The following is a 20,817-nucleotide window of genomic DNA, read 5'->3' as shown; positions in this document are numbered from 1 at the left end:
CCCAAAATTGGGGGCGAGGCTGCCAGCGCCTGAGCGACTACAGCCGGTAATCGTCGAGAACCCCACTTTGGGACATGCCGCACAGTACGCGCCTGCGAGGCGTAGACCGTCAGAGCAACTTTGCGCAGACGGGCTCCACATCACGCACGCGCCTGCGCGAAAGAAGGTACCCCCCAAAGTGCGACCCCCTTTGCGCTCCAAGTCACGCACGCGCCTGCGAGTTGCGGGGGTAGGGGCATCAAATGCCTGGCGCTCAATGAAATCAGGACCGCATGGACCCTTTGTTTTTCTAAACGTCCAGAAAAAAGGATAGTGGACCGGGGGCCCTTGCATAGCCACGACTGACCTTTTCTCAGGACCGCTGGTTCCCTTCACGCGCACACCCGCGAAATGGGAACCTTTTTTCAGCATGGGCAGGCCGTCATCCCATTTGACGCACACAGCCCCGAAATTCAGGCTGGTGCTGGTGGCTACATGCTGGCTACACGGTACAAAAACCGGTACCGCTGGCTACATGGTGGCTACATGACCCGGAAAAAGCAAAACCCCGCTATCTTTTAAATAGCGGGGTTTCCTTATCTGTATTGGTAGGCCGTGTAGGACTTGAACCTACGACCAAAGGATTATGAGTCCTCTGCTCTAACCAACTGAGCTAACGGCCCCCGTTCGTGCGGCAATCAGCCGCCTGAAACCAATCGGCGATTGTAGGGGCTCAGAATTTGTTCTCGGTTCGATGGCTGAGCGCATTCGAGACCAAGCGTGAGGTGATATCAACAATCTGGATCATCTTGTCGTAGGGCATGCGCATCGGCCCAATAACACCCAGGGTGCCCACCACTTGCCCATCCACCTCGTAGGGTGCACTCACCACCGACAGTTCTTCAAACGGAACCACCTGGCTTTCCCCGCCAATAAAAATGCGCACGCCCTCGGCCTGGGAGGACACATCAAGAAGACGCAGCAATTGCGTTTTTTGTTCAAACATGTCAAAGGCGCGCCGCAAGTTACCCATGTCCTTGGAAAAATCACTGACGGCCAGCAGGTTGCGTTCGCCGGAGATGACGACTTCGTCTTGCGCATCAGCGCCTCCCCCAACCTGCACCGCCGCCTGCATGAGATCGGCGATTTCCCCTTGCAGCATTGCCACCTCGGTTTTGAGACTCTCGCGGACCTGCTCCATGGCCAGCCCGCTGTAGTGGCTGTTGAGGTAGTTGGCCGCCTCGGTGAGCTGCGTTTGCGACAGGTCGCTCTGGACAAAAATCACCCGGTTCTGCACATCTCCCTCGGGCGAAACGAGGATCACCAGCACGCGGCGCTCCGACAAACGAAGAAACTCGATGTGCCTGAATACCGACGCGCGGCGCGGAGCCATCACCACGCCAACGAATTGCGACAGGCTGGAGAGAAGATTGGCCGCGTTGGCAATGACCTTCTGAGGCTGCTCGGCCGCCAGCGAATGCGGGGTGATGCGATCGCGCTGCACGGTGAGCATGGTGTCCACGAACAGACGGTAGCCTTTGGCGGTCGGGATACGCCCTGCCGACGTGTGCGGGCTGGCGATCAGGCCCAACTCTTCCAGATCTGCCATGACGTTGCGAATCGTGGCGGGCGAGAGTTCCAGGCCACTGGCACGCGAGAGCGTCCTGGAGCCGACAGGCTGTCCATCCTCGATATAGCGCTCGACCAGCGCTTTGAGCAACAACTTGGCGCGCGCATCCAGCATGCAATCATTTTACTGGCGTAAGTTTCTTGGACCATCGGCCCCGACCCTCATGCCGGTGTATATGGTCCCGCAGGCAGGATACTGAGCAGCCCGCCATTTCGGCCAGCGTTCGCTGGTCATACCAGCCCGAGCGCCACGCAGCCACGATTTGCGCTGTAGTTTCATCATCCAGCGCTCGTTTTCTCCCCCATGTTTTTCCAGCCGCCCGCGCAGCCACTTGCCCGGCGTGGCACCTTTCGCGGATTAGCTCGCGTTCAAACTCAGCGAAGGCACTGAGCATGTGCAGGAACATGCGGCCTTGGGGCGTCTCAGTTTCGATGGATTCAGTGAGCGAGCGGAAGCCGCAGCCCTTGGAGCGCAGCAGATCAAAGACCTTGACGAAATGCGCAACGGAGCGCGCAAGCCGGTCTAGTTTGTAGACCGTCAGCGTATCGCCGCGCTGCATTTTCAATAGCAACGCGTCAAGCTGTGGTCGGTCTTTTATGGCCGAGCGTTTTTCCTCAACGATTATTTCAACGCCCGCACGCTTGAACGCGGCAAGCTGCGCAGCAGTGTTCTGTTCAGTCGTGGAGACACGCGCGTAACCGAAGATGGTCACCGATCTTTGTACTGTGCATCAAAGCGTTTACGGGCGGCCATGTACGCGTTCGCACAGGCCATGGTGGCCGAATCGACCAAGCAAGGCGGCGACGGATGGTAGTAGTCGGCCCAAGCATTCACGCGGCGCTGTTCGCGGTCCCGTTGCAGGGTCTGGGCAAAATCGCGGGCATCCTGCAATGCCTGGGCCCGGGCCTGCTGTTGCTGCTGCTGCACAGCCCTGTTTTCCTGCTCGACTCTCACACGTTCACGATCAGCACGCATGGCCTGCTGTGCCTGCTGCGCAAGCTGATTCAGCGCGTACTCAGCGCGAAGAGCCGACACACCCTCATAGGCAAACATTGCGGCCAGGGCACCGATGAAAACGCCTGCGGCAATATTGCCTATGTCGGCAAAAAAGGTATCTTCACGAGGGAATCTGTTTCGTTCCATGGTCATTTTCTCGCCTCTCAATTCGTGAGGAATTGTCACACCAGGAACGCAGCGGAGGCCATGAATACCGGTTTTTTATGGCGGCGAGCAAAGGCCGGCTGAAGTTCAAGCGCAGCGCTTCGCGGCATTGGCCGGAGCATGTTCGACGGCAACGACAAAGCGGTAATGAATCAAGTGCAGCAGGAAGCAAAGGCAGGCGCGCTGGTTACATGGTGCCCCTTGACGTGGGGAACGTGGCGCGTGACAGGTTGAACATGGGGCGATGCCCCATACCCCAAAACGCGAACAAAGGCGCCGAGGTGGCGAAACAAAAAACACAAAATAAATTCTAAATTCTATTGACTTTTTATTTGTCAATCTTTTTTTGCATTTTTCTGTATTTATTTTTTTGTCAATAGGTTTAAACACCTATTGCACTTTATTGTTTTTCAGTCACCGAATGCACAGAAGCATTGCGCGCAGCAAGCTGTTCAACCCACTCACTACGCGTGCCCCGACGAACCACCCTTGGCACATCACGCAAGGCCACTTCTCCCGCCTGATGTTGCACCGGCTCAGGCGCTGGCACCGTACGCAAATGACCCTGGCCAGGATCATCGGCAGACGCCACGACACGATCAGGCACATCACGCGCATCACGCACCTGGTGATCGTCTTGCCAATCAACGAAAAACCCACGCTGCACAATCTGAACGCACACTGAAAAATCGACGTTAAGGATGGTCGCCTGCTGGCTGTAGCACTTGCAGACCTTGCCCATTTGAACGCACGCAGCAGGGTAAGGAGCCGACTTAGGTTTAGTCACTTCGTCATAAATCGGAGCCGTATGCGGCAAGCTGGCGAGGCGAGGCGCCCGAGCTTGCACGTATGCAGCTAAAGATTCCTCAGACGCCGACACTTGCAGCGCCGCAGGCACGCCAGGAACGCCAGGGACAGGCGACGAAACCTCAGGCTTCTGCCCCGGCTCCAACCGCTTCGCCATGCTGTGATATGCGCCCCACAACAGCGCCGGAATCAGGACAACTGATGCGGCCAAAGCCCAAACTGTTTTTGGGACGCGCTTTTTTCCCGTGTGCAAACTCGCAGAGCGATACCACGAAAAAACGTTTTTCGGGAAAGCCTGCATTGTGACGGTCCCCGACTTGCCAGCCCCGTTTTTTTCGCACTGCGGATTAACCGCAGGCCACTCCAAAACGCTTACAAGATCGGCACCGAAAGTGCGTTTTAGGTGCCGATGCCAGCCAGGAGCACCAATCAGGCGCCTAACGAAAGCATCAATGTTTTGCGGGTGCTGAGTGACAAGGTAAAAGTCAAAACCACGCCGCCGATGCTCAGCAAGCATGCGCACATGCTCAGGAGGCACCGCACTTGGTGGCCGCAGTGGGAGATCATTGTGACACTCGTCAATAACAAATATCGTGCCGTCCGGTTCGTCTTGCCACTTTTCAAAATCGACCGTTTTCCAACTAGACAATTCGCCGCCTGGGACCGGCTCAAATCGCCCGTTATGGCATACAGGCCGATTTTCCTTTAAAGACCTTTCGCGCACCCATTTGAGGGTGTTGAGGGTCTTTCCTGCTCCATTGGCACCCGTAATAAGGTAAAGCATTACTTAATCACCCACTTTTTGAATGTGTCGCCAGTCAATCCATTTAATACAAGCCGCGCCGTAATCGCACTCGAAACAATACTAATACACACTCCAACTTTCATCATGCCGACAATCGCCATCATTTCCGATGGAAGGAGTCCAAAACTGCCTATCGCCTGCGCTTTAATCCAGCCAAGCGATGTATTGATACCAGTGTAAGAAACTACCCCAATACCTAGGGCAATCAAAACACGGCCAACAAGAGTTCCGGCAACATTAATAAGCATGCCACCGAGCGCCGCAATAAAAATAGGCATATCAACCTCTCCCCACTATTCTATAAGCCAGCAGAAACGACACAACGACCAAAATATTCCCAAACATCATCAACGAACTATTCAAATTCGAAAATGGCAAAACGACAGATTGACCCATTACCGTAATACTGAGGTCATGAACACCAGACCCACCCCCAAGAGCATCAACGCTATCAATACGCCCATTTAAATCAATCGACTCATTACCCGGCAAATCAAGAGTTCGATTCCCTATTTTCGCCGACTCCAAATAATACAATTTGGATTCTTCTGTTTTCTGTACATACAGTTGGCAATCTCTTTTGTGCTGCTCTTGAGCAATAGCGCATTGCACGGCATCGCCCTTGCACGTAAAACCGGCTTCACATGTGCCGCCGAAGCTCGGTTTATCACTATCGTCACCACCATCACCGGTACCATTAGGGTCACCCGACTGATAAACCGCATAACATATTGTCCCGATTTTCACAAATCCAGAAGGGCATTTACCATCCGCATCAGGTGGTTTCGGATCAGATATACAAACCGCACCTTGCTTGTGATAACCCTCAGGACACTTTCCATCCGCATCAGGGTCTTTAGGCGCAGACGGCGTACCTAACCCACTTCCAGACGGTTGCCCAGGCGTACTAGGGTCAGTATTAGGCGGCGTAACATCCGGGGGCGTAGTAGACCCGCCGCCGCTACCATCTCCACCCGTGCCCGGCCCAGAACCACCAGTCCCGCCGCCCGTACCAGGGCCTTCAGGCTGACCATCCCCACCATTACCACCATCACCGGGTGGCGAATCAGGATTATCGCCAGGAGGTGTATCAGTAGGAGGCGGATTAGATGCAGGAGGTGCAGAATCTGACGTGGTACAGCGCGCACCGGTAAGATACCCAGACCCGCTGCAATCTGTTTTTCCACCCCAACTTACACAAACAGATGATCTAACTTTAGCTTGGCAACCGCCAGAACAAAAATATTTCACCTCATTATCTGATAATCCACTAATCTCACCGACGCCTTTACCGGCCTCGCAGCCAGTTTCTTTACAAACGCCGTTCACTCGCTCTTTACCAGCAGGACAATCAGGCTCTTTTACACAAACATTATTAATACGCACCTCATTTGCCGCACAAGGTTTCAACGTACAAACACCATTCACTTTCTCAAATCCAGGCTCGCAAACTTCCTCACGCGGCTTGCATTGTCCATCTTCCTCAAGCGAATCCGAACTGCAAACGCACTCAGTTCCAACCAATTGACTATTAGCCTGCGGGCAAACATACCGCCCGTAATAACTCCCAATAACCGGACTCGTTGACCCGTCGAACGTTTTAGTGCCAATGCAATCCCCCTGGGGGTGCATATCAACGCCCACGCCCGAAAACGAATATGTACCGTCTCCCAACGTGTTAAAGAAATCAAACTGCTGCCTACAGGTTTCCTCACTAGTGGGGTAATTGGCACTGGGCGGCGTAAGCGTGTAATACCAGACCGGAGCAGGATATGCCCGTGCAACGCCCGAAAGCAGAACCAGGACTGAAAGAAGAATCAGGCGGAGAATATGAGCCACGCCGCCCCCACTATTGCGATGATGACAAAAAGGCCCATGGTCCTACCCTTGACGAAGCGCCAGACATTGACGCTTTGGCAAAGCCCCCACCCGGCCGAGTGGGGAACCTCAAACCGTCAGGGCTTAGGACAGGGCGCCGCGCACCCACTTGAACGCCTTGACGGCGCCGTAAATCACCAGCACAGCCGAACCGACAAGGCCGATGGGAGTAGCTTGCGCCTCGATATCCGTCACGACAGACGTCACATCGATGGCGGCAGCATGCGAGCTCGCAGCCATCAACAGACCGCCAGCAGCGACGGCAAGGGTTTGCACAGCAGTGCGCAGGCCAGCAAAACGATTCATCTTCATTTTCAATTCTCCAGGTTTTGATTTCCATCGGAAGTATTGAGCGTGCGAATGAGCATGCGAAATGCCCAACCAATAGCCCAAATCGCAAGGATGGCGCTTGCGATTAATGCACCGTCCGCTGTTTCCAATTGCAGCGGAGGGAGACTTAATTCGTGTACGACCGTGACAGTGCAGGCCGTAGAGCATTCAATTACCGAGTCAGCCATGGGAATCTTCCCCAGGCGGGTAATCGGCAGCGGTGCCGAGCCGATCCAGGTCCACCAGCACCGGACGGTCTTCGGGTTCGCAGCAATCGAGAACAAGCTGATGCGCTGCATCAACATCGAACACGACGCCGCCGCCCGCTTCGCGCAGACTGGCAACCCATTCGGGCTGACCGTCAGAGAGCGAGGGAGCCAAAAAGCGGCCCGTTGCTTGGGACTGGACCAAGAGACGCATTACGCAGCCTTGGCGGCCCGTGCAACGGGTGTAATTTCAACCAGGGTCAGCTTGGTGCCGTCGTCGCGCGTGGCCTCCATTTCAAAGACCGCATTGGCCTGAATCGGGAAGGACTGCGACAGGCCCAGCCACTTTTCGAATTCCTTTGCGTCACCAATCTTGAAGGGGCGGGTAACACGACCGAGCGAGCGGCCTGCACCGTTTTCCTTCAGATCAACCTCACAGTGAAACGTGGTGCTTGAGAAGGCTTTGCCTTCGAACGTGCCGACAGATTCTTTGATGCCGTGAACGACAACTTGCATGGGGATACGCATGATTTTTCCTATGGCCAAGATTGAGGTCAGGCAGCAACGGGGCCAGCGTCGCAGACCAGGGAAACACGTTCAAAAGCGGGCTGGAAAGCGCGCCGAAGCTCAGGCAATGTGAAGCGCTGAAGGCGACCGGGCAGCTTCACATTGCTGACCATGGCGCACAGTTCATCCAGACCCAGGAACTCGATTGCAGCCGCCGCAGTGGGTGCAGCGACATCGCGGAACCAACGCACATTGCGGGTAACTTCCGCCTCTACGGTTTCGGCAGCGAGACGGCCCGCCGTCTTGACAGGTTCAGGCGTGACGATGGCGTCAGCCATGCGAATCAGGGACGCATGCCAGTCGCTCGCACCCGCGAAAAAATCGGCAGGACGGCGCAGCATTTCCGGCGAGAGCTCGCGCAGCTTGTTGCCATAACGAAGCTCTGCACGAATCCATGCCGATGCAGCTTCGACACCGAAAAGCTGATCGCCTTTCTCGTAGACGTTCGTCTGTTTTCCGGCTTCTTTGCTCCCAAGGTAAAACGAGCGCTCATGGCCATTAGCCCAGTCGCCGAGCATGTTGCACTTGAGACGTTTTCCGCCCGAATCACACAGGCCGGCTTTGTAGTCGCCGACCAGCGACGAGAGGTAGTCGGGCAGGCCAGGAACACCATCGAAAAAATCAAGCGCGAGGTCGCAGCGGGTCATGTCGCCGCCGTACTCTTCAATCAAATCGGCAAGACGGGTGTTCCAACCGCTTGCAGCGAAAGTGCAGGCTGCACCGTAGAGATTGCAATGGATGGTTCTGCTTTGCGCCTGCTGGCGTGGACTCTCGCCGCTCGACAGGTAGCCCACCCAACCGCACTCGACGCCGTTGCGCTCAATACTCCAGCGGAAACGGTAGAAGTCATGGCCCTTGCGAATTTCAGGGGCAACGGTGTAGTCATCGCCGAGCGCCTGGGCGACAGCAAATGCAAGGTCTTTGGCTTGCGCTGACGCGCTGAAATCGGCGTCAGGAAGGCCCGCCAGGATGCGGCGAACTTCAATAGCCCGGTCATCCCAAATGTTGGGCGCCCAACGACCGCCACCAGGAGGCGCCGAGGGGAACAGATCATCAACAGAAGGCGCAGGCACATTGCGCAGCAGGCAGGTGAAGCGGACCCAATCGACATGCACCACCGACTTGGACGCCATGCGTTCAGCCAACAATCGGGCCTTGACTTCCGAACCATCCAGGACAAGGGTTGAGCGAGCGGCGCGGGTCATGACGAAATCCTGTTATCCCCGTGATTACCATCGGGGATGCTCGACAGCCCCGCCGCCGCCGCGCCCGCGCTCCGCTCCCCGTGCGCGGCGTCTGCGGTGCCAGCGAGAAGGCCAACTGCCCGAGCATGAAATTCAAGTGGCCGCGTGGGGAAACGATCAAGGAAGGCGGCGATGTGGAGCCAAGCGCCGCGATTGGTGCACCGCCCAGGCGCGCGGGCAGATGAAGCCGGCAAGCTGTCCGCCGCGCTTTGGTGCGCCTGGGGGGTGCAATCGATGTATTGGCGGGAAACGAAGCTCATTGCAGCACCCCACCACGACGCGAGCCATACAAGCCAACTTGCTTCCAGTTCCGATTGGTTTCCGCAAAACGCACCATCGATTGAAGAAGCTCATTCACGCTGCAATCAAGATGCGCCGCAGTCTCGCGGAGCTTCTCGACAATTTCCGGCTTGTCGGTGTAATCAACCCGCGCTTTTACAGCGCGATATGCAGCCTTGCGAGCGGCTGCGCTGGCATGCTTCGCTGGCCGACCTTTGCTAATTTCGTTCCCGGTGCTGCCATCATTGAGAGGGAAAACGGGGTTTGAATGGGGGTGCATGCCGGCTCCTGTGACGCAATCACATTGATTGCGAAGCGGAGACTACACTGCACCCGTGTTGATTGCAATGTGCAATCACAATGATTGCACTTTTCCAACACCTAACGGAGGCTCTATGCAAAACACGATGAATCTGCTAGATGCGGCCCTCGCGACACAGCCCGCACCCTACTGGCATGAGAAGCTGAAGCTAAATCGAAACGCACTCCACAACGCAAGAATGCGCGGCCACATAAGCCCCGCTATTGCGGGAGCACTGGCCGAAGAATTGGGCCAGGACGTGAAGAATTGGATAGTCCTGGCAGCGCTTGAATCCGAACGAGACAGCGCATGCAAAACACGAATGTTGGGCAAGATCGCAAAGATCACATCAGCTTACTGGCGTAAGTTTCTTGGACCATCGGCCCCGACCCTCATGCCGGTGTATATGGTCCCGCAGGCAGGATACTGAGCAGCCCGCCATTTCGGCCAGCGTTCGCTGGTCATACCAGCCCGAGCGCCACGCAGCCACGATTTGCGCTGTAGTTTCATCATCCAGCGCTCGTTTTCTCCCCCATGTTTTTCCAGCCGCCCGCGCAGCCACTTGCCCGGCGTGGCACCTTTCGCGGATTAGCTCGCGTTCAAACTCAGCGAAGGCACTGAGCATGTGCAGGAACATGCGGCCTTGGGGCGTCTCAGTTTCGATGGATTCAGTGAGCGAGCGGAAGCCGCAGCCCTTGGAGCGCAGCAGATCAAAGACCTTGACGAAATGCGCAACGGAGCGCGCAAGCCGGTCTAGTTTGTAGACCGTCAGCGTATCGCCGCGCTGCATTTTCAATAGCAACGCGTCAAGCTGTGGTCGGTCTTTTATGGCCGAGCGTTTTTCCTCAACGATTATTTCAACGCCCGCACGCTTGAACGCGGCAAGCTGCGCAGCAGTGTTCTGTTCAGTCGTGGAGACACGCGCGTAACCGAAGATGGTCACCGATCTTTGTACTGTGCATCAAAGCGTTTACGGGCGGCCATGTACGCGTTCGCACAGGCCATGGTGGCCGAATCGACCAAGCAAGGCGGCGACGGATGGTAGTAGTCGGCCCAAGCATTCACGCGGCGCTGTTCGCGGTCCCGTTGCAGGGTCTGGGCAAAATCGCGGGCATCCTGCAATGCCTGGGCCCGGGCCTGCTGTTGCTGCTGCTGCACAGCCCTGTTTTCCTGCTCGACTCTCACACGTTCACGATCAGCACGCATGGCCTGCTGTGCCTGCTGCGCAAGCTGATTCAGCGCGTACTCAGCGCGAAGAGCCGACACACCCTCATAGGCAAACATTGCGGCCAGGGCACCGATGAAAACGCCTGCGGCAATATTGCCTATGTCGGCAAAAAAGGTATCTTCACGAGGGAATCTGTTTCGTTCCATGGTCATTTTCTCGCCTCTCAATTCGTGAGGAATTGTCACACCAGGAACGCAGCGGAGGCCATGAATACCGGTTTTTTATGGCGGCGAGCAAAGGCCGGCTGAAGTTCAAGCGCAGCGCTTCGCGGCATTGGCCGGAGCATGTTCGACGGCAACGACAAAGCGGTAATGAATCAAGTGCAGCAGGAAGCAAAGGCAGGCGCGCTGGTTACATGGTGCCCCTTGACGTGGGGAACGTGGCGCGTGACAGGTTGAACATGGGGCGATGCCCCATACCCCAAAACGCGAACAAAGGCGCCGAGGTGGCGAAACAAAAAACACAAAATAAATTCTAAATTCTATTGACTTTTTATTTGTCAATCTTTTTTTGCATTTTTCTGTATTTATTTTTTTGTCAATAGGTTTAAACACCTATTGCACTTTATTGTTTTTCAGTCACCGAATGCACAGAAGCATTGCGCGCAGCAAGCTGTTCAACCCACTCACTACGCGTGCCCCGACGAACCACCCTTGGCACATCACGCAAGGCCACTTCTCCCGCCTGATGTTGCACCGGCTCAGGCGCTGGCACCGTACGCAAATGACCCTGGCCAGGATCATCGGCAGACGCCACGACACGATCAGGCACATCACGCGCATCACGCACCTGGTGATCGTCTTGCCAATCAACGAAAAACCCACGCTGCACAATCTGAACGCACACTGAAAAATCGACGTTAAGGATGGTCGCCTGCTGGCTGTAGCACTTGCAGACCTTGCCCATTTGAACGCACGCAGCAGGGTAAGGAGCCGACTTAGGTTTAGTCACTTCGTCATAAATCGGAGCCGTATGCGGCAAGCTGGCGAGGCGAGGCGCCCGAGCTTGCACGTATGCAGCTAAAGATTCCTCAGACGCCGACACTTGCAGCGCCGCAGGCACGCCAGGAACGCCAGGGACAGGCGACGAAACCTCAGGCTTCTGCCCCGGCTCCAACCGCTTCGCCATGCTGTGATATGCGCCCCACAACAGCGCCGGAATCAGGACAACTGATGCGGCCAAAGCCCAAACTGTTTTTGGGACGCGCTTTTTTCCCGTGTGCAAACTCGCAGAGCGATACCACGAAAAAACGTTTTTCGGGAAAGCCTGCATTGTGACGGTCCCCGACTTGCCAGCCCCGTTTTTTTCGCACTGCGGATTAACCGCAGGCCACTCCAAAACGCTTACAAGATCGGCACCGAAAGTGCGTTTTAGGTGCCGATGCCAGCCAGGAGCACCAATCAGGCGCCTAACGAAAGCATCAATGTTTTGCGGGTGCTGAGTGACAAGGTAAAAGTCAAAACCACGCCGCCGATGCTCAGCAAGCATGCGCACATGCTCAGGAGGCACCGCACTTGGTGGCCGCAGTGGGAGATCATTGTGACACTCGTCAATAACAAATATCGTGCCGTCCGGTTCGTCTTGCCACTTTTCAAAATCGACCGTTTTCCAACTAGACAATTCGCCGCCTGGGACCGGCTCAAATCGCCCGTTATGGCATACAGGCCGATTTTCCTTTAAAGACCTTTCGCGCACCCATTTGAGGGTGTTGAGGGTCTTTCCTGCTCCATTGGCACCCGTAATAAGGTAAAGCATTACTTAATCACCCACTTTTTGAATGTGTCGCCAGTCAATCCATTTAATACAAGCCGCGCCGTAATCGCACTCGAAACAATACTAATACACACTCCAACTTTCATCATGCCGACAATCGCCATCATTTCCGATGGAAGGAGTCCAAAACTGCCTATCGCCTGCGCTTTAATCCAGCCAAGCGATGTATTGATACCAGTGTAAGAAACTACCCCAATACCTAGGGCAATCAAAACACGGCCAACAAGAGTTCCGGCAACATTAATAAGCATGCCACCGAGCGCCGCAATAAAAATAGGCATATCAACCTCTCCCCACTATTCTATAAGCCAGCAGAAACGACACAACGACCAAAATATTCCCAAACATCATCAACGAACTATTCAAATTCGAAAATGGCAAAACGACAGATTGACCCATTACCGTAATACTGAGGTCATGAACACCAGACCCACCCCCAAGAGCATCAACGCTATCAATACGCCCATTTAAATCAATCGACTCATTACCCGGCAAATCAAGAGTTCGATTCCCTATTTTCGCCGACTCCAAATAATACAATTTGGATTCTTCTGTTTTCTGTACATACAGTTGGCAATCTCTTTTGTGCTGCTCTTGAGCAATAGCGCATTGCACGGCATCGCCCTTGCACGTAAAACCGGCTTCACATGTGCCGCCGAAGCTCGGTTTATCACTATCGTCACCACCATCACCGGTACCATTAGGGTCACCCGACTGATAAACCGCATAACATATTGTCCCGATTTTCACAAATCCAGAAGGGCATTTACCATCCGCATCAGGTGGTTTCGGATCAGATATACAAACCGCACCTTGCTTGTGATAACCCTCAGGACACTTTCCATCCGCATCAGGGTCTTTAGGCGCAGACGGCGTACCTAACCCACTTCCAGACGGTTGCCCAGGCGTACTAGGGTCAGTATTAGGCGGCGTAACATCCGGGGGCGTAGTAGACCCGCCGCCGCTACCATCTCCACCCGTGCCCGGCCCAGAACCACCAGTCCCGCCGCCCGTACCAGGGCCTTCAGGCTGACCATCCCCACCATTACCACCATCACCGGGTGGCGAATCAGGATTATCGCCAGGAGGTGTATCAGTAGGAGGCGGATTAGATGCAGGAGGTGCAGAATCTGACGTGGTACAGCGCGCACCGGTAAGATACCCAGACCCGCTGCAATCTGTTTTTCCACCCCAACTTACACAAACAGATGATCTAACTTTAGCTTGGCAACCGCCAGAACAAAAATATTTCACCTCATTATCTGATAATCCACTAATCTCACCGACGCCTTTACCGGCCTCGCAGCCAGTTTCTTTACAAACGCCGTTCACTCGCTCTTTACCAGCAGGACAATCAGGCTCTTTTACACAAACATTATTAATACGCACCTCATTTGCCGCACAAGGTTTCAACGTACAAACACCATTCACTTTCTCAAATCCAGGCTCGCAAACTTCCTCACGCGGCTTGCATTGTCCATCTTCCTCAAGCGAATCCGAACTGCAAACGCACTCAGTTCCAACCAATTGACTATTAGCCTGCGGGCAAACATACCGCCCGTAATAACTCCCAATAACCGGACTCGTTGACCCGTCGAACGTTTTAGTGCCAATGCAATCCCCCTGGGGGTGCATATCAACGCCCACGCCCGAAAACGAATATGTACCGTCTCCCAACGTGTTAAAGAAATCAAACTGCTGCCTACAGGTTTCCTCACTAGTGGGGTAATTGGCACTGGGCGGCGTAAGCGTGTAATACCAGACCGGAGCAGGATATGCCCGTGCAACGCCCGAAAGCAGAACCAGGACTGAAAGAAGAATCAGGCGGAGAATATGAGCCACGCCGCCCCCACTATTGCGATGATGACAAAAAGGCCCATGGTCCTACCCTTGACGAAGCGCCAGACATTGACGCTTTGGCAAAGCCCCCACCCGGCCGAGTGGGGAACCTCAAACCGTCAGGGCTTAGGACAGGGCGCCGCGCACCCACTTGAACGCCTTGACGGCGCCGTAAATCACCAGCACAGCCGAACCGACAAGGCCGATGGGAGTAGCTTGCGCCTCGATATCCGTCACGACAGACGTCACATCGATGGCGGCAGCATGCGAGCTCGCAGCCATCAACAGACCGCCAGCAGCGACGGCAAGGGTTTGCACAGCAGTGCGCAGGCCAGCAAAACGATTCATCTTCATTTTCAATTCTCCAGGTTTTGATTTCCATCGGAAGTATTGAGCGTGCGAATGAGCATGCGAAATGCCCAACCAATAGCCCAAATCGCAAGGATGGCGCTTGCGATTAATGCACCGTCCGCTGTTTCCAATTGCAGCGGAGGGAGACTTAATTCGTGTACGACCGTGACAGTGCAGGCCGTAGAGCATTCAATTACCGAGTCAGCCATGGGAATCTTCCCCAGGCGGGTAATCGGCAGCGGTGCCGAGCCGATCCAGGTCCACCAGCACCGGACGGTCTTCGGGTTCGCAGCAATCGAGAACAAGCTGATGCGCTGCATCAACATCGAACACGACGCCGCCGCCCGCTTCGCGCAGACTGGCAACCCATTCGGGCTGACCGTCAGAGAGCGAGGGAGCCAAAAAGCGGCCCGTTGCTTGGGACTGGACCAAGAGACGCATTACGCAGCCTTGGCGGCCCGTGCAACGGGTGTAATTTCAACCAGGGTCAGCTTGGTGCCGTCGTCGCGCGTGGCCTCCATTTCAAAGACCGCATTGGCCTGAATCGGGAAGGACTGCGACAGGCCCAGCCACTTTTCGAATTCCTTTGCGTCACCAATCTTGAAGGGGCGGGTAACACGACCGAGCGAGCGGCCTGCACCGTTTTCCTTCAGATCAACCTCACAGTGAAACGTGGTGCTTGAGAAGGCTTTGCCTTCGAACGTGCCGACAGATTCTTTGATGCCGTGAACGACAACTTGCATGGGGATACGCATGATTTTTCCTATGGCCAAGATTGAGGTCAGGCAGCAACGGGGCCAGCGTCGCAGACCAGGGAAACACGTTCAAAAGCGGGCTGGAAAGCGCGCCGAAGCTCAGGCAATGTGAAGCGCTGAAGGCGACCGGGCAGCTTCACATTGCTGACCATGGCGCACAGTTCATCCAGACCCAGGAACTCGATTGCAGCCGCCGCAGTGGGTGCAGCGACATCGCGGAACCAACGCACATTGCGGGTAACTTCCGCCTCTACGGTTTCGGCAGCGAGACGGCCCGCCGTCTTGACAGGTTCAGGCGTGACGATGGCGTCAGCCATGCGAATCAGGGACGCATGCCAGTCGCTCGCACCCGCGAAAAAATCGGCAGGACGGCGCAGCATTTCCGGCGAGAGCTCGCGCAGCTTGTTGCCATAACGAAGCTCTGCACGAATCCATGCCGATGCAGCTTCGACACCGAAAAGCTGATCGCCTTTCTCGTAGACGTTCGTCTGTTTTCCGGCTTCTTTGCTCCCAAGGTAAAACGAGCGCTCATGGCCATTAGCCCAGTCGCCGAGCATGTTGCACTTGAGACGTTTTCCGCCCGAATCACACAGGCCGGCTTTGTAGTCGCCGACCAGCGACGAGAGGTAGTCGGGCAGGCCAGGAACACCATCGAAAAAATCAAGCGCGAGGTCGCAGCGGGTCATGTCGCCGCCGTACTCTTCAATCAAATCGGCAAGACGGGTGTTCCAACCGCTTGCAGCGAAAGTGCAGGCTGCACCGTAGAGATTGCAATGGATGGTTCTGCTTTGCGCCTGCTGGCGTGGACTCTCGCCGCTCGACAGGTAGCCCACCCAACCGCACTCGACGCCGTTGCGCTCAATACTCCAGCGGAAACGGTAGAAGTCATGGCCCTTGCGAATTTCAGGGGCAACGGTGTAGTCATCGCCGAGCGCCTGGGCGACAGCAAATGCAAGGTCTTTGGCTTGCGCTGACGCGCTGAAATCGGCGTCAGGAAGGCCCGCCAGGATGCGGCGAACTTCAATAGCCCGGTCATCCCAAATGTTGGGCGCCCAACGACCGCCACCAGGAGGCGCCGAGGGGAACAGATCATCAACAGAAGGCGCAGGCACATTGCGCAGCAGGCAGGTGAAGCGGACCCAATCGACATGCACCACCGACTTGGACGCCATGCGTTCAGCCAACAATCGGGCCTTGACTTCCGAACCATCCAGGACAAGGGTTGAGCGAGCGGCGCGGGTCATGACGAAATCCTGTTATCCCCGTGATTACCATCGGGGATGCTCGACAGCCCCGCCGCCGCCGCGCCCGCGCTCCGCTCCCCGTGCGCGGCGTCTGCGGTGCCAGCGAGAAGGCCAACTGCCCGAGCATGAAATTCAAGTGGCCGCGTGGGGAAACGATCAAGGAAGGCGGCGATGTGGAGCCAAGCGCCGCGATTGGTGCACCGCCCAGGCGCGCGGGCAGATGAAGCCGGCAAGCTGTCCGCCGCGCTTTGGTGCGCCTGGGGGGTGCAATCGATGTATTGGCGGGAAACGAAGCTCATTGCAGCACCCCACCACGACGCGAGCCATACAAGCCAACTTGCTTCCAGTTCCGATTGGTTTCCGCAAAACGCACCATCGATTGAAGAAGCTCATTCACGCTGCAATCAAGATGCGCCGCAGTCTCGCGGAGCTTCTCGACAATTTCCGGCTTGTCGGTGTAATCAACCCGCGCTTTTACAGCGCGATATGCAGCCTTGCGAGCGGCTGCGCTGGCATGCTTCGCTGGCCGACCTTTGCTAATTTCGTTCCCGGTGCTGCCATCATTGAGAGGGAAAACGGGGTTTGAATGGGGGTGCATGCCGGCTCCTGTGACGCAATCACATTGATTGCGAAGCGGAGACTACACTGCACCCGTGTTGATTGCAATGTGCAATCACAATGATTGCACTTTTCCAACACCTAACGGAGGCTCTATGCAAAACACGATGAATCTGCTAGATGCGGCCCTCGCGACACAGCCCGCACCCTACTGGCATGAGAAGCTGAAGCTAAATCGAAACGCACTCCACAACGCAAGAATGCGCGGCCACATAAGCCCCGCTATTGCGGGAGCACTGGCCGAAGAATTGGGCCAGGACGTGAAGAATTGGATAGTCCTGGCAGCGCTTGAATCCGAACGAGACAGCGCATGCAAAACACGAATGTTGGGCAAGATCGCAAAGATCACATCAGCTTAGTGATGTAATTTCAATCATGACCCCCTCGTTTCACCATGTGGCGTTAATAGGCAAGTACCACCATGCCGAGACTGGCACGGTAGCGCCGGGTTCGCGTGAAGTGCTAGAGCACATTGCTGCCTTTCTGGTTGGACAGGGGTGCCGCGTGTCAATGGAAATGCAAACCGCGGACAACGGTGGCTTCTCGGGGCACGCCGCGCTGACACCACAGGAGATCGGCGAGCAATGTGATCTCGGCCTGGTTGTGGGGGGCGACGGCACGATGCTGAGCATCGGCCGCAAGCTGGCGCGATTCAGTACGCCGCTCATCGGCATCAACCAGGGGCGGCTGGGGTTTGTAACCGACATCCCTCTAGAAGAACTCAAGACAACGCTGACGCCCATGCTGCATGGGGAGTTCGAGGAAGACCGCCGGCAGTTGATGCACGGGCAGGTGCTGCGCAACGGCGAATGCGTTTTCGACGCGCTGGCGATGAACGATGTGGTCGTCAACCGCGGGGCGACTTCGGGCATGGTGGAGCTGCGTGTCGAGGTGGACGGGCATTTCGTCGCCAACCAGCGCGCCGACGGCTTGATCGTGGCCTCGCCTACGGGCTCCACGGCCTACGCACTGTCGGCCGGCGGCCCCATGCTGCATCCATCCATTCCCGGCTGGGTGCTGGTGCCGATTGCACCACACACGCTGTCCAACCGCCCGATCGTTCTTTCGGACAGTGCTGAAATTGCCATCGAACTCGTCAATGGCCGCGACGCTAGTGCCAGCTTCGATATGCAGTCGCTTGCCGCATTGCACAAAGGCGACCGCATTCTGGTGCGCCGCTCTGAATATTGCGTTCGTTTTCTACACCCGCGCGGCTGGAACTATTTCGATACCTTGCGACGCAAGCTGCGCTGGAACGAAGGAGGTTCCTGATCATGTCGCTGCGGCACATGAGCTTGCGTGATTTCGTCATCGTCGAATCCTTGGAAATCGATTTTGAGCCTGGCTTCACGGCCCTGACGGGCGAGACGGGCGCAGGCAAATCGATCCTCATCGACGCACTGCAGCTGGTGCTGGGCGCACGCGCCGACGCTGGCATCGTGCGCGAAGGTGCGGCGCGTGCGGAACTGAGCGCGGAGTTTGACCTGCCGCAGGAGGTGGTGCCATGGCTCCAGCGTGGGGGATTTGAGGCAGATGGCGAGCTACTGCTGCGCCGCACCGTCGACAGCAGCGGTAAAAGCCGCGGCTGGATCAATGGCACACCGGCAACAGCGGCGCAATTGCGCGAACTGGCTTCAGCCTTGCTGGATATCCATGGCCAGCACGCCTGGCAGCAGCTCACACGGCACGGAGCGGTGCGCGAGTTGCTCGACGCCTATGCCCATACCGACACCGGGCGCGTGCAACAGGCCTGGACCACCTGGCGCGCTACCGCTGAAGCACTGTCCGCGGCTCGCGAAGCCCAGGAGTCTGCAGGTGCAGAACGCGAACGGCTGCAATGGCAGATTGCGGAACTCGACAAGCTCGCCCCGCAACTTAACGAATGGGACGCTCTGAACGAGGAACACACCCGACTCGGACATGCACAGTCCTTGATGGAAGCCGCACTGGCTGCGGCCCACCATCTGGACCATGAAGATGGTGGGGCATGCTCAGCATTGGCACAGGCCCTCGCCGCTTTAACTGCGCAAGAGCACCTCGAACCGCAATTCCGCGAAACGGTGCTCCTGTTGGCGGACAGCGTCGCCCAGACAGAGGAAGCCCTGCGCGGCCTGCATACGTACCTGCGCCGCGATGCCCTCGATGCCGCGCAGATGCAGACCTTGGATGAACGCGTTGCCCTCTGGCTCAGCCTGGCGCGCCGCTTCAAGCAGCCGCCAGGAGATCTGGCGCAAGTGCACAAGGGCTGGAAAACCGCACTGGCCCAATTGGAAGCAGGCCACGATTTGCAGGCCCTGGCCGCTGCAGAGCACGACGCCGCCAGCCGCTACCAAGCAGCAGCGAAAGCGCTGACGCGCCAGCGCAGCGCGGCAGCACCGCGCCTGGCAGAAGCCGTCACCTCGATGATGCAGGATCTGGGCATGGTCGGTGGGCAGTTCGCCGTGCAGCTCACTGCGGCGGCGCAGCCTGGCTCAGCGGGCCTGGACGATATCGAGTTCCACATTGCTGGCCATGCTGGGCAGACGCCAAAATTGCTCGGCAAGGTGGCTTCTGGCGGAGAACTCTCACGCATTGCGCTCGCTATCGCCGTGACCACCAGCGCCAGAGGAAGCGCTGGGACGCTCATTTTTGACGAGGTGGACGCAGGGGTTGGAGGCGCAGTAGCAGAAACCTTGGGGCGGTTGATGCAGCAACTGGGGCGCGAGCGCCAAGTGCTGGCCGTGACCCACCTGCCTCAGGTCGCAGCCTGTGCCGACCACCACCTTGTCGTATCAAAAAACCAGACCCTGCAAGGAGCGAACAGCACCGTCGTGCCCGCCAAAGGGACGCAGCGGGTTGCGGAAGTGGCACGCATGATGGGAGGAGAAAAAGTCTCACGGGCGAGCATCGCACATGCCCAGGAAATGCTGGGCGATGGCGCCCGGGAAAACGCACTGGAGTAGGTCAGTGGCCATTGAAATCGTCTTGATTACGGGCATGTCCGGTTCGGGCAAATCGGTGGCCCTGCGCGCCTACGAGGATGCAGGTTATTACTGCGTGGACAACCTGCCACCCGAGCTGCTTTTGAGTTTCGTTGCGCTGGAACACGCCCACCATGGCAATCGTTTCGCCATTGCCATGGATGTGCGCAGCCGCACCTCCTTGCCGATGGTGCCCGAGAAACTGCGTGAGTTGCGCGCGCAGGGCTGCACGGTGCACTCCGTCTTTCTAGATGCCAATACCGATACGCTGGTGCGCCGTTTTTCAGAAACACGCAGGCGCCATCCATTGACGGACAGCATGTCTCCCCAGGGGCCGCGCGGACTGATGCAGGTCATTGAACTTGAGCGCGAGCTGCTGGCCGATTTGCGCGAAAGCGCGCAGGTGGTCGATACCAGCACGATCCGCGCATCGCAGCTGCAAAGCTACATCAAGAGCCTGATGGCGAAGCCGCCCAATCCGCTGTCCCTGGTCTTCCAGTCGTTTGCTTTCAAACGCGGCATTCCCCTGGATGCGGACTACGTATTCGACGTGCGCATGCTTCCCAACCCACATTACGAAGCCGCCCTGCGCGACCTGACGGGTCGAGATGGGCCCGTCATTGATTTTCTGGCCGCGCATACCGAGGTCGCGCGCATGGAAACCGACATTGCGCGGTTTCTGTCCGAATGGCTGGATGCCCTTGCGCAAAACCATCGCAGCTACGTGACCGTTGCCATTGGCTGCACAGGCGGGCAACACCGCTCCGTGTACCTGGTCGAACATCTGTCGAAGCGCTTTGCCAGCCGCTGGCCCACTGTGACGCGCCACCGGGAACTCGATACGCAGAACGCATAAAGCTCC

At 56.8% G+C, this 20,817-nt stretch carries 26 protein-coding genes and 1 tRNA gene; 3 read left to right on the top strand and 24 right to left on the bottom strand.

Features of this window, described 5'->3' with window-relative positions; translation table 11 throughout:
• Positions 1–585 precede the first annotated feature (585 nt).
• The 24 genes from AC07ZH_RS03245 to AC07ZH_RS03130 form a co-directional block, all read right to left on the bottom strand.
• Positions 586–662 (bottom strand) — tRNA-Ile (locus AC07ZH_RS03245).
• A 50-nt stretch (positions 663–712) separates the two neighbouring features.
• Positions 713–1,723 carry a heat-inducible transcriptional repressor HrcA gene (gene hrcA, locus AC07ZH_RS03240; RefSeq protein ID WP_119109063.1) on the bottom strand — a complete coding sequence of 337 codons (1,011 nt, stop codon included), beginning with the start codon at positions 1,721–1,723 and terminating at the stop codon, positions 713–715.
• A gap of 4 nt (positions 1,724–1,727) precedes the next feature.
• Positions 1,728–2,321 (bottom strand): recombinase family protein, encoded by a 594-nt coding sequence (locus AC07ZH_RS03235; RefSeq protein ID WP_495198532.1) that lies wholly within the window; start codon positions 2,319–2,321, stop codon positions 1,728–1,730.
• Entirely contained in the window at positions 2,318–2,758 is a 441-nt protein-coding gene (locus AC07ZH_RS03230; protein WP_495198530.1) for a hypothetical protein, read from the bottom strand. The genes AC07ZH_RS03235 and AC07ZH_RS03230 overlap by 4 nt, the downstream gene beginning before the upstream one ends.
• A gap of 412 nt (positions 2,759–3,170) precedes the next feature.
• Positions 3,171–4,361, bottom strand: a complete 1,191-nt coding sequence (locus tag AC07ZH_RS03225; protein ID WP_495198529.1) for a zonular occludens toxin domain-containing protein — start codon at positions 4,359–4,361, stop codon at positions 3,171–3,173.
• On the bottom strand, positions 4,361–4,660 hold the full coding sequence (locus AC07ZH_RS03220) for a DUF2523 domain-containing protein (RefSeq protein WP_495198528.1): 300 nt from the start codon (positions 4,658–4,660) through the stop codon (positions 4,361–4,363). The genes AC07ZH_RS03225 and AC07ZH_RS03220 overlap by 1 nt, the downstream gene beginning before the upstream one ends.
• 1 nt (position 4,661) lies before the next feature.
• On the bottom strand, positions 4,662–6,221 hold the full coding sequence (locus AC07ZH_RS03215) for a hypothetical protein (protein WP_495198527.1): 1,560 nt from the start codon (positions 6,219–6,221) through the stop codon (positions 4,662–4,664).
• Between the two features lie 123 nt (positions 6,222–6,344).
• Positions 6,345–6,572 carry a major capsid protein gene (locus AC07ZH_RS03210; protein WP_495198526.1) on the bottom strand — a complete coding sequence of 76 codons (228 nt, stop codon included), beginning with the start codon at positions 6,570–6,572 and terminating at the stop codon, positions 6,345–6,347.
• Between the two features lie 2 nt (positions 6,573–6,574).
• Positions 6,575–6,778, bottom strand: coding sequence for a hypothetical protein (locus AC07ZH_RS03205; RefSeq protein WP_495198525.1), 204 nt, complete (start codon positions 6,776–6,778; stop codon positions 6,575–6,577).
• Positions 6,771–7,010, bottom strand: a complete 240-nt coding sequence (locus AC07ZH_RS03200; RefSeq protein WP_495198524.1) for a hypothetical protein — start codon at positions 7,008–7,010, stop codon at positions 6,771–6,773. The genes AC07ZH_RS03205 and AC07ZH_RS03200 overlap by 8 nt, the downstream gene beginning before the upstream one ends.
• Entirely contained in the window at positions 7,010–7,324 is a 315-nt protein-coding gene (locus AC07ZH_RS03195; protein ID WP_495198523.1) for a hypothetical protein, read from the bottom strand. The genes AC07ZH_RS03200 and AC07ZH_RS03195 overlap by 1 nt, the downstream gene beginning before the upstream one ends.
• Positions 7,325–7,350: 26 nt before the next feature.
• Positions 7,351–8,481 carry a replication initiation factor domain-containing protein gene (locus AC07ZH_RS03190; protein ID WP_495198522.1) on the bottom strand — a complete coding sequence of 377 codons (1,131 nt, stop codon included), beginning with the start codon at positions 8,479–8,481 and terminating at the stop codon, positions 7,351–7,353.
• Between the two features lie 382 nt (positions 8,482–8,863).
• Positions 8,864–9,166: a hypothetical protein gene (locus tag AC07ZH_RS03185; RefSeq protein ID WP_495198521.1), complete on the bottom strand. Its 303-nt coding sequence runs from the start codon at positions 9,164–9,166 to the stop codon at positions 8,864–8,866.
• Between the two features lie 370 nt (positions 9,167–9,536).
• The gene (locus tag AC07ZH_RS03180) at positions 9,537–10,130 is read right to left on the bottom strand and encodes a recombinase family protein (RefSeq protein WP_495198531.1); all 594 of its coding nucleotides are present in this window, start codon (positions 10,128–10,130) and stop codon (positions 9,537–9,539) included.
• Positions 10,127–10,567 (bottom strand): hypothetical protein, encoded by a 441-nt coding sequence (locus AC07ZH_RS03175; protein ID WP_495198530.1) that lies wholly within the window; start codon positions 10,565–10,567, stop codon positions 10,127–10,129. The genes AC07ZH_RS03180 and AC07ZH_RS03175 overlap by 4 nt, the downstream gene beginning before the upstream one ends.
• A 412-nt stretch (positions 10,568–10,979) precedes the next feature.
• A complete protein-coding gene (locus AC07ZH_RS03170) occupies positions 10,980–12,170 on the bottom strand; it encodes a zonular occludens toxin domain-containing protein (protein ID WP_495198529.1) in 1,191 nt (396 codons plus the stop codon).
• Complete coding sequence (locus AC07ZH_RS03165; protein ID WP_495198528.1) at positions 12,170–12,469, bottom strand: DUF2523 domain-containing protein; 300 nt, start codon at positions 12,467–12,469, stop codon at positions 12,170–12,172. Before AC07ZH_RS03165 ends, AC07ZH_RS03170 begins: the two co-directional genes overlap by 1 nt.
• Before the next feature lies 1 nt (position 12,470).
• Positions 12,471–14,030 (bottom strand): hypothetical protein, encoded by a 1,560-nt coding sequence (locus tag AC07ZH_RS03160; protein ID WP_495198527.1) that lies wholly within the window; start codon positions 14,028–14,030, stop codon positions 12,471–12,473.
• Between the two features lie 123 nt (positions 14,031–14,153).
• On the bottom strand, positions 14,154–14,381 hold the full coding sequence (locus AC07ZH_RS03155) for a major capsid protein (protein ID WP_495198526.1): 228 nt from the start codon (positions 14,379–14,381) through the stop codon (positions 14,154–14,156).
• Between the two features lie 2 nt (positions 14,382–14,383).
• Entirely contained in the window at positions 14,384–14,587 is a 204-nt protein-coding gene (locus AC07ZH_RS03150) for a hypothetical protein (protein ID WP_495198525.1), read from the bottom strand.
• On the bottom strand, positions 14,580–14,819 hold the full coding sequence (locus AC07ZH_RS03145) for a hypothetical protein (RefSeq protein ID WP_495198524.1): 240 nt from the start codon (positions 14,817–14,819) through the stop codon (positions 14,580–14,582). The genes AC07ZH_RS03150 and AC07ZH_RS03145 overlap by 8 nt, the downstream gene beginning before the upstream one ends.
• Positions 14,819–15,133 (bottom strand): hypothetical protein, encoded by a 315-nt coding sequence (locus AC07ZH_RS03140; protein ID WP_495198523.1) that lies wholly within the window; start codon positions 15,131–15,133, stop codon positions 14,819–14,821. Before AC07ZH_RS03140 ends, AC07ZH_RS03145 begins: the two co-directional genes overlap by 1 nt.
• Before the next feature lie 26 nt (positions 15,134–15,159).
• On the bottom strand, positions 15,160–16,290 hold the full coding sequence (locus tag AC07ZH_RS03135) for a replication initiation factor domain-containing protein (protein ID WP_495198522.1): 1,131 nt from the start codon (positions 16,288–16,290) through the stop codon (positions 15,160–15,162).
• A 382-nt stretch (positions 16,291–16,672) separates the two neighbouring features.
• On the bottom strand, positions 16,673–16,975 hold the full coding sequence (locus AC07ZH_RS03130; RefSeq protein WP_495198521.1) for a hypothetical protein: 303 nt from the start codon (positions 16,973–16,975) through the stop codon (positions 16,673–16,675).
• 395 nt (positions 16,976–17,370) lie between these two features.
• Here AC07ZH_RS03130 and AC07ZH_RS03125 point away from each other — a divergent pair, with 395 nt between their 5' ends.
• Genes AC07ZH_RS03125 through rapZ form a run of 3 tightly spaced genes read left to right on the top strand, consistent with a single transcriptional unit; the run spans position 17,371 to position 20,811 of the window.
• Positions 17,371–18,267, top strand: a complete 897-nt coding sequence (locus AC07ZH_RS03125) for an NAD kinase (RefSeq protein WP_119109064.1) — start codon at positions 17,371–17,373, stop codon at positions 18,265–18,267.
• Between the two features lie 2 nt (positions 18,268–18,269).
• Positions 18,270–19,937 carry a DNA repair protein RecN gene (recN, locus tag AC07ZH_RS03120; RefSeq protein WP_495198520.1) on the top strand — a complete coding sequence of 556 codons (1,668 nt, stop codon included), beginning with the start codon at positions 18,270–18,272 and terminating at the stop codon, positions 19,935–19,937.
• Between the two features lie 4 nt (positions 19,938–19,941).
• A complete protein-coding gene (gene rapZ, locus AC07ZH_RS03115; RefSeq protein WP_495198519.1) occupies positions 19,942–20,811 on the top strand; it encodes an RNase adapter RapZ in 870 nt (289 codons plus the stop codon).
• Positions 20,812–20,817: the final 6 nt, after the last annotated feature.

The sequence above is a fragment of the Simplicispira sp. GW247-4R2A genome (assembly GCF_059424465.1).
Note: the sequence above shows the minus strand (reverse complement) of the source record. Positions and strands in the feature narration are given on the sequence as shown.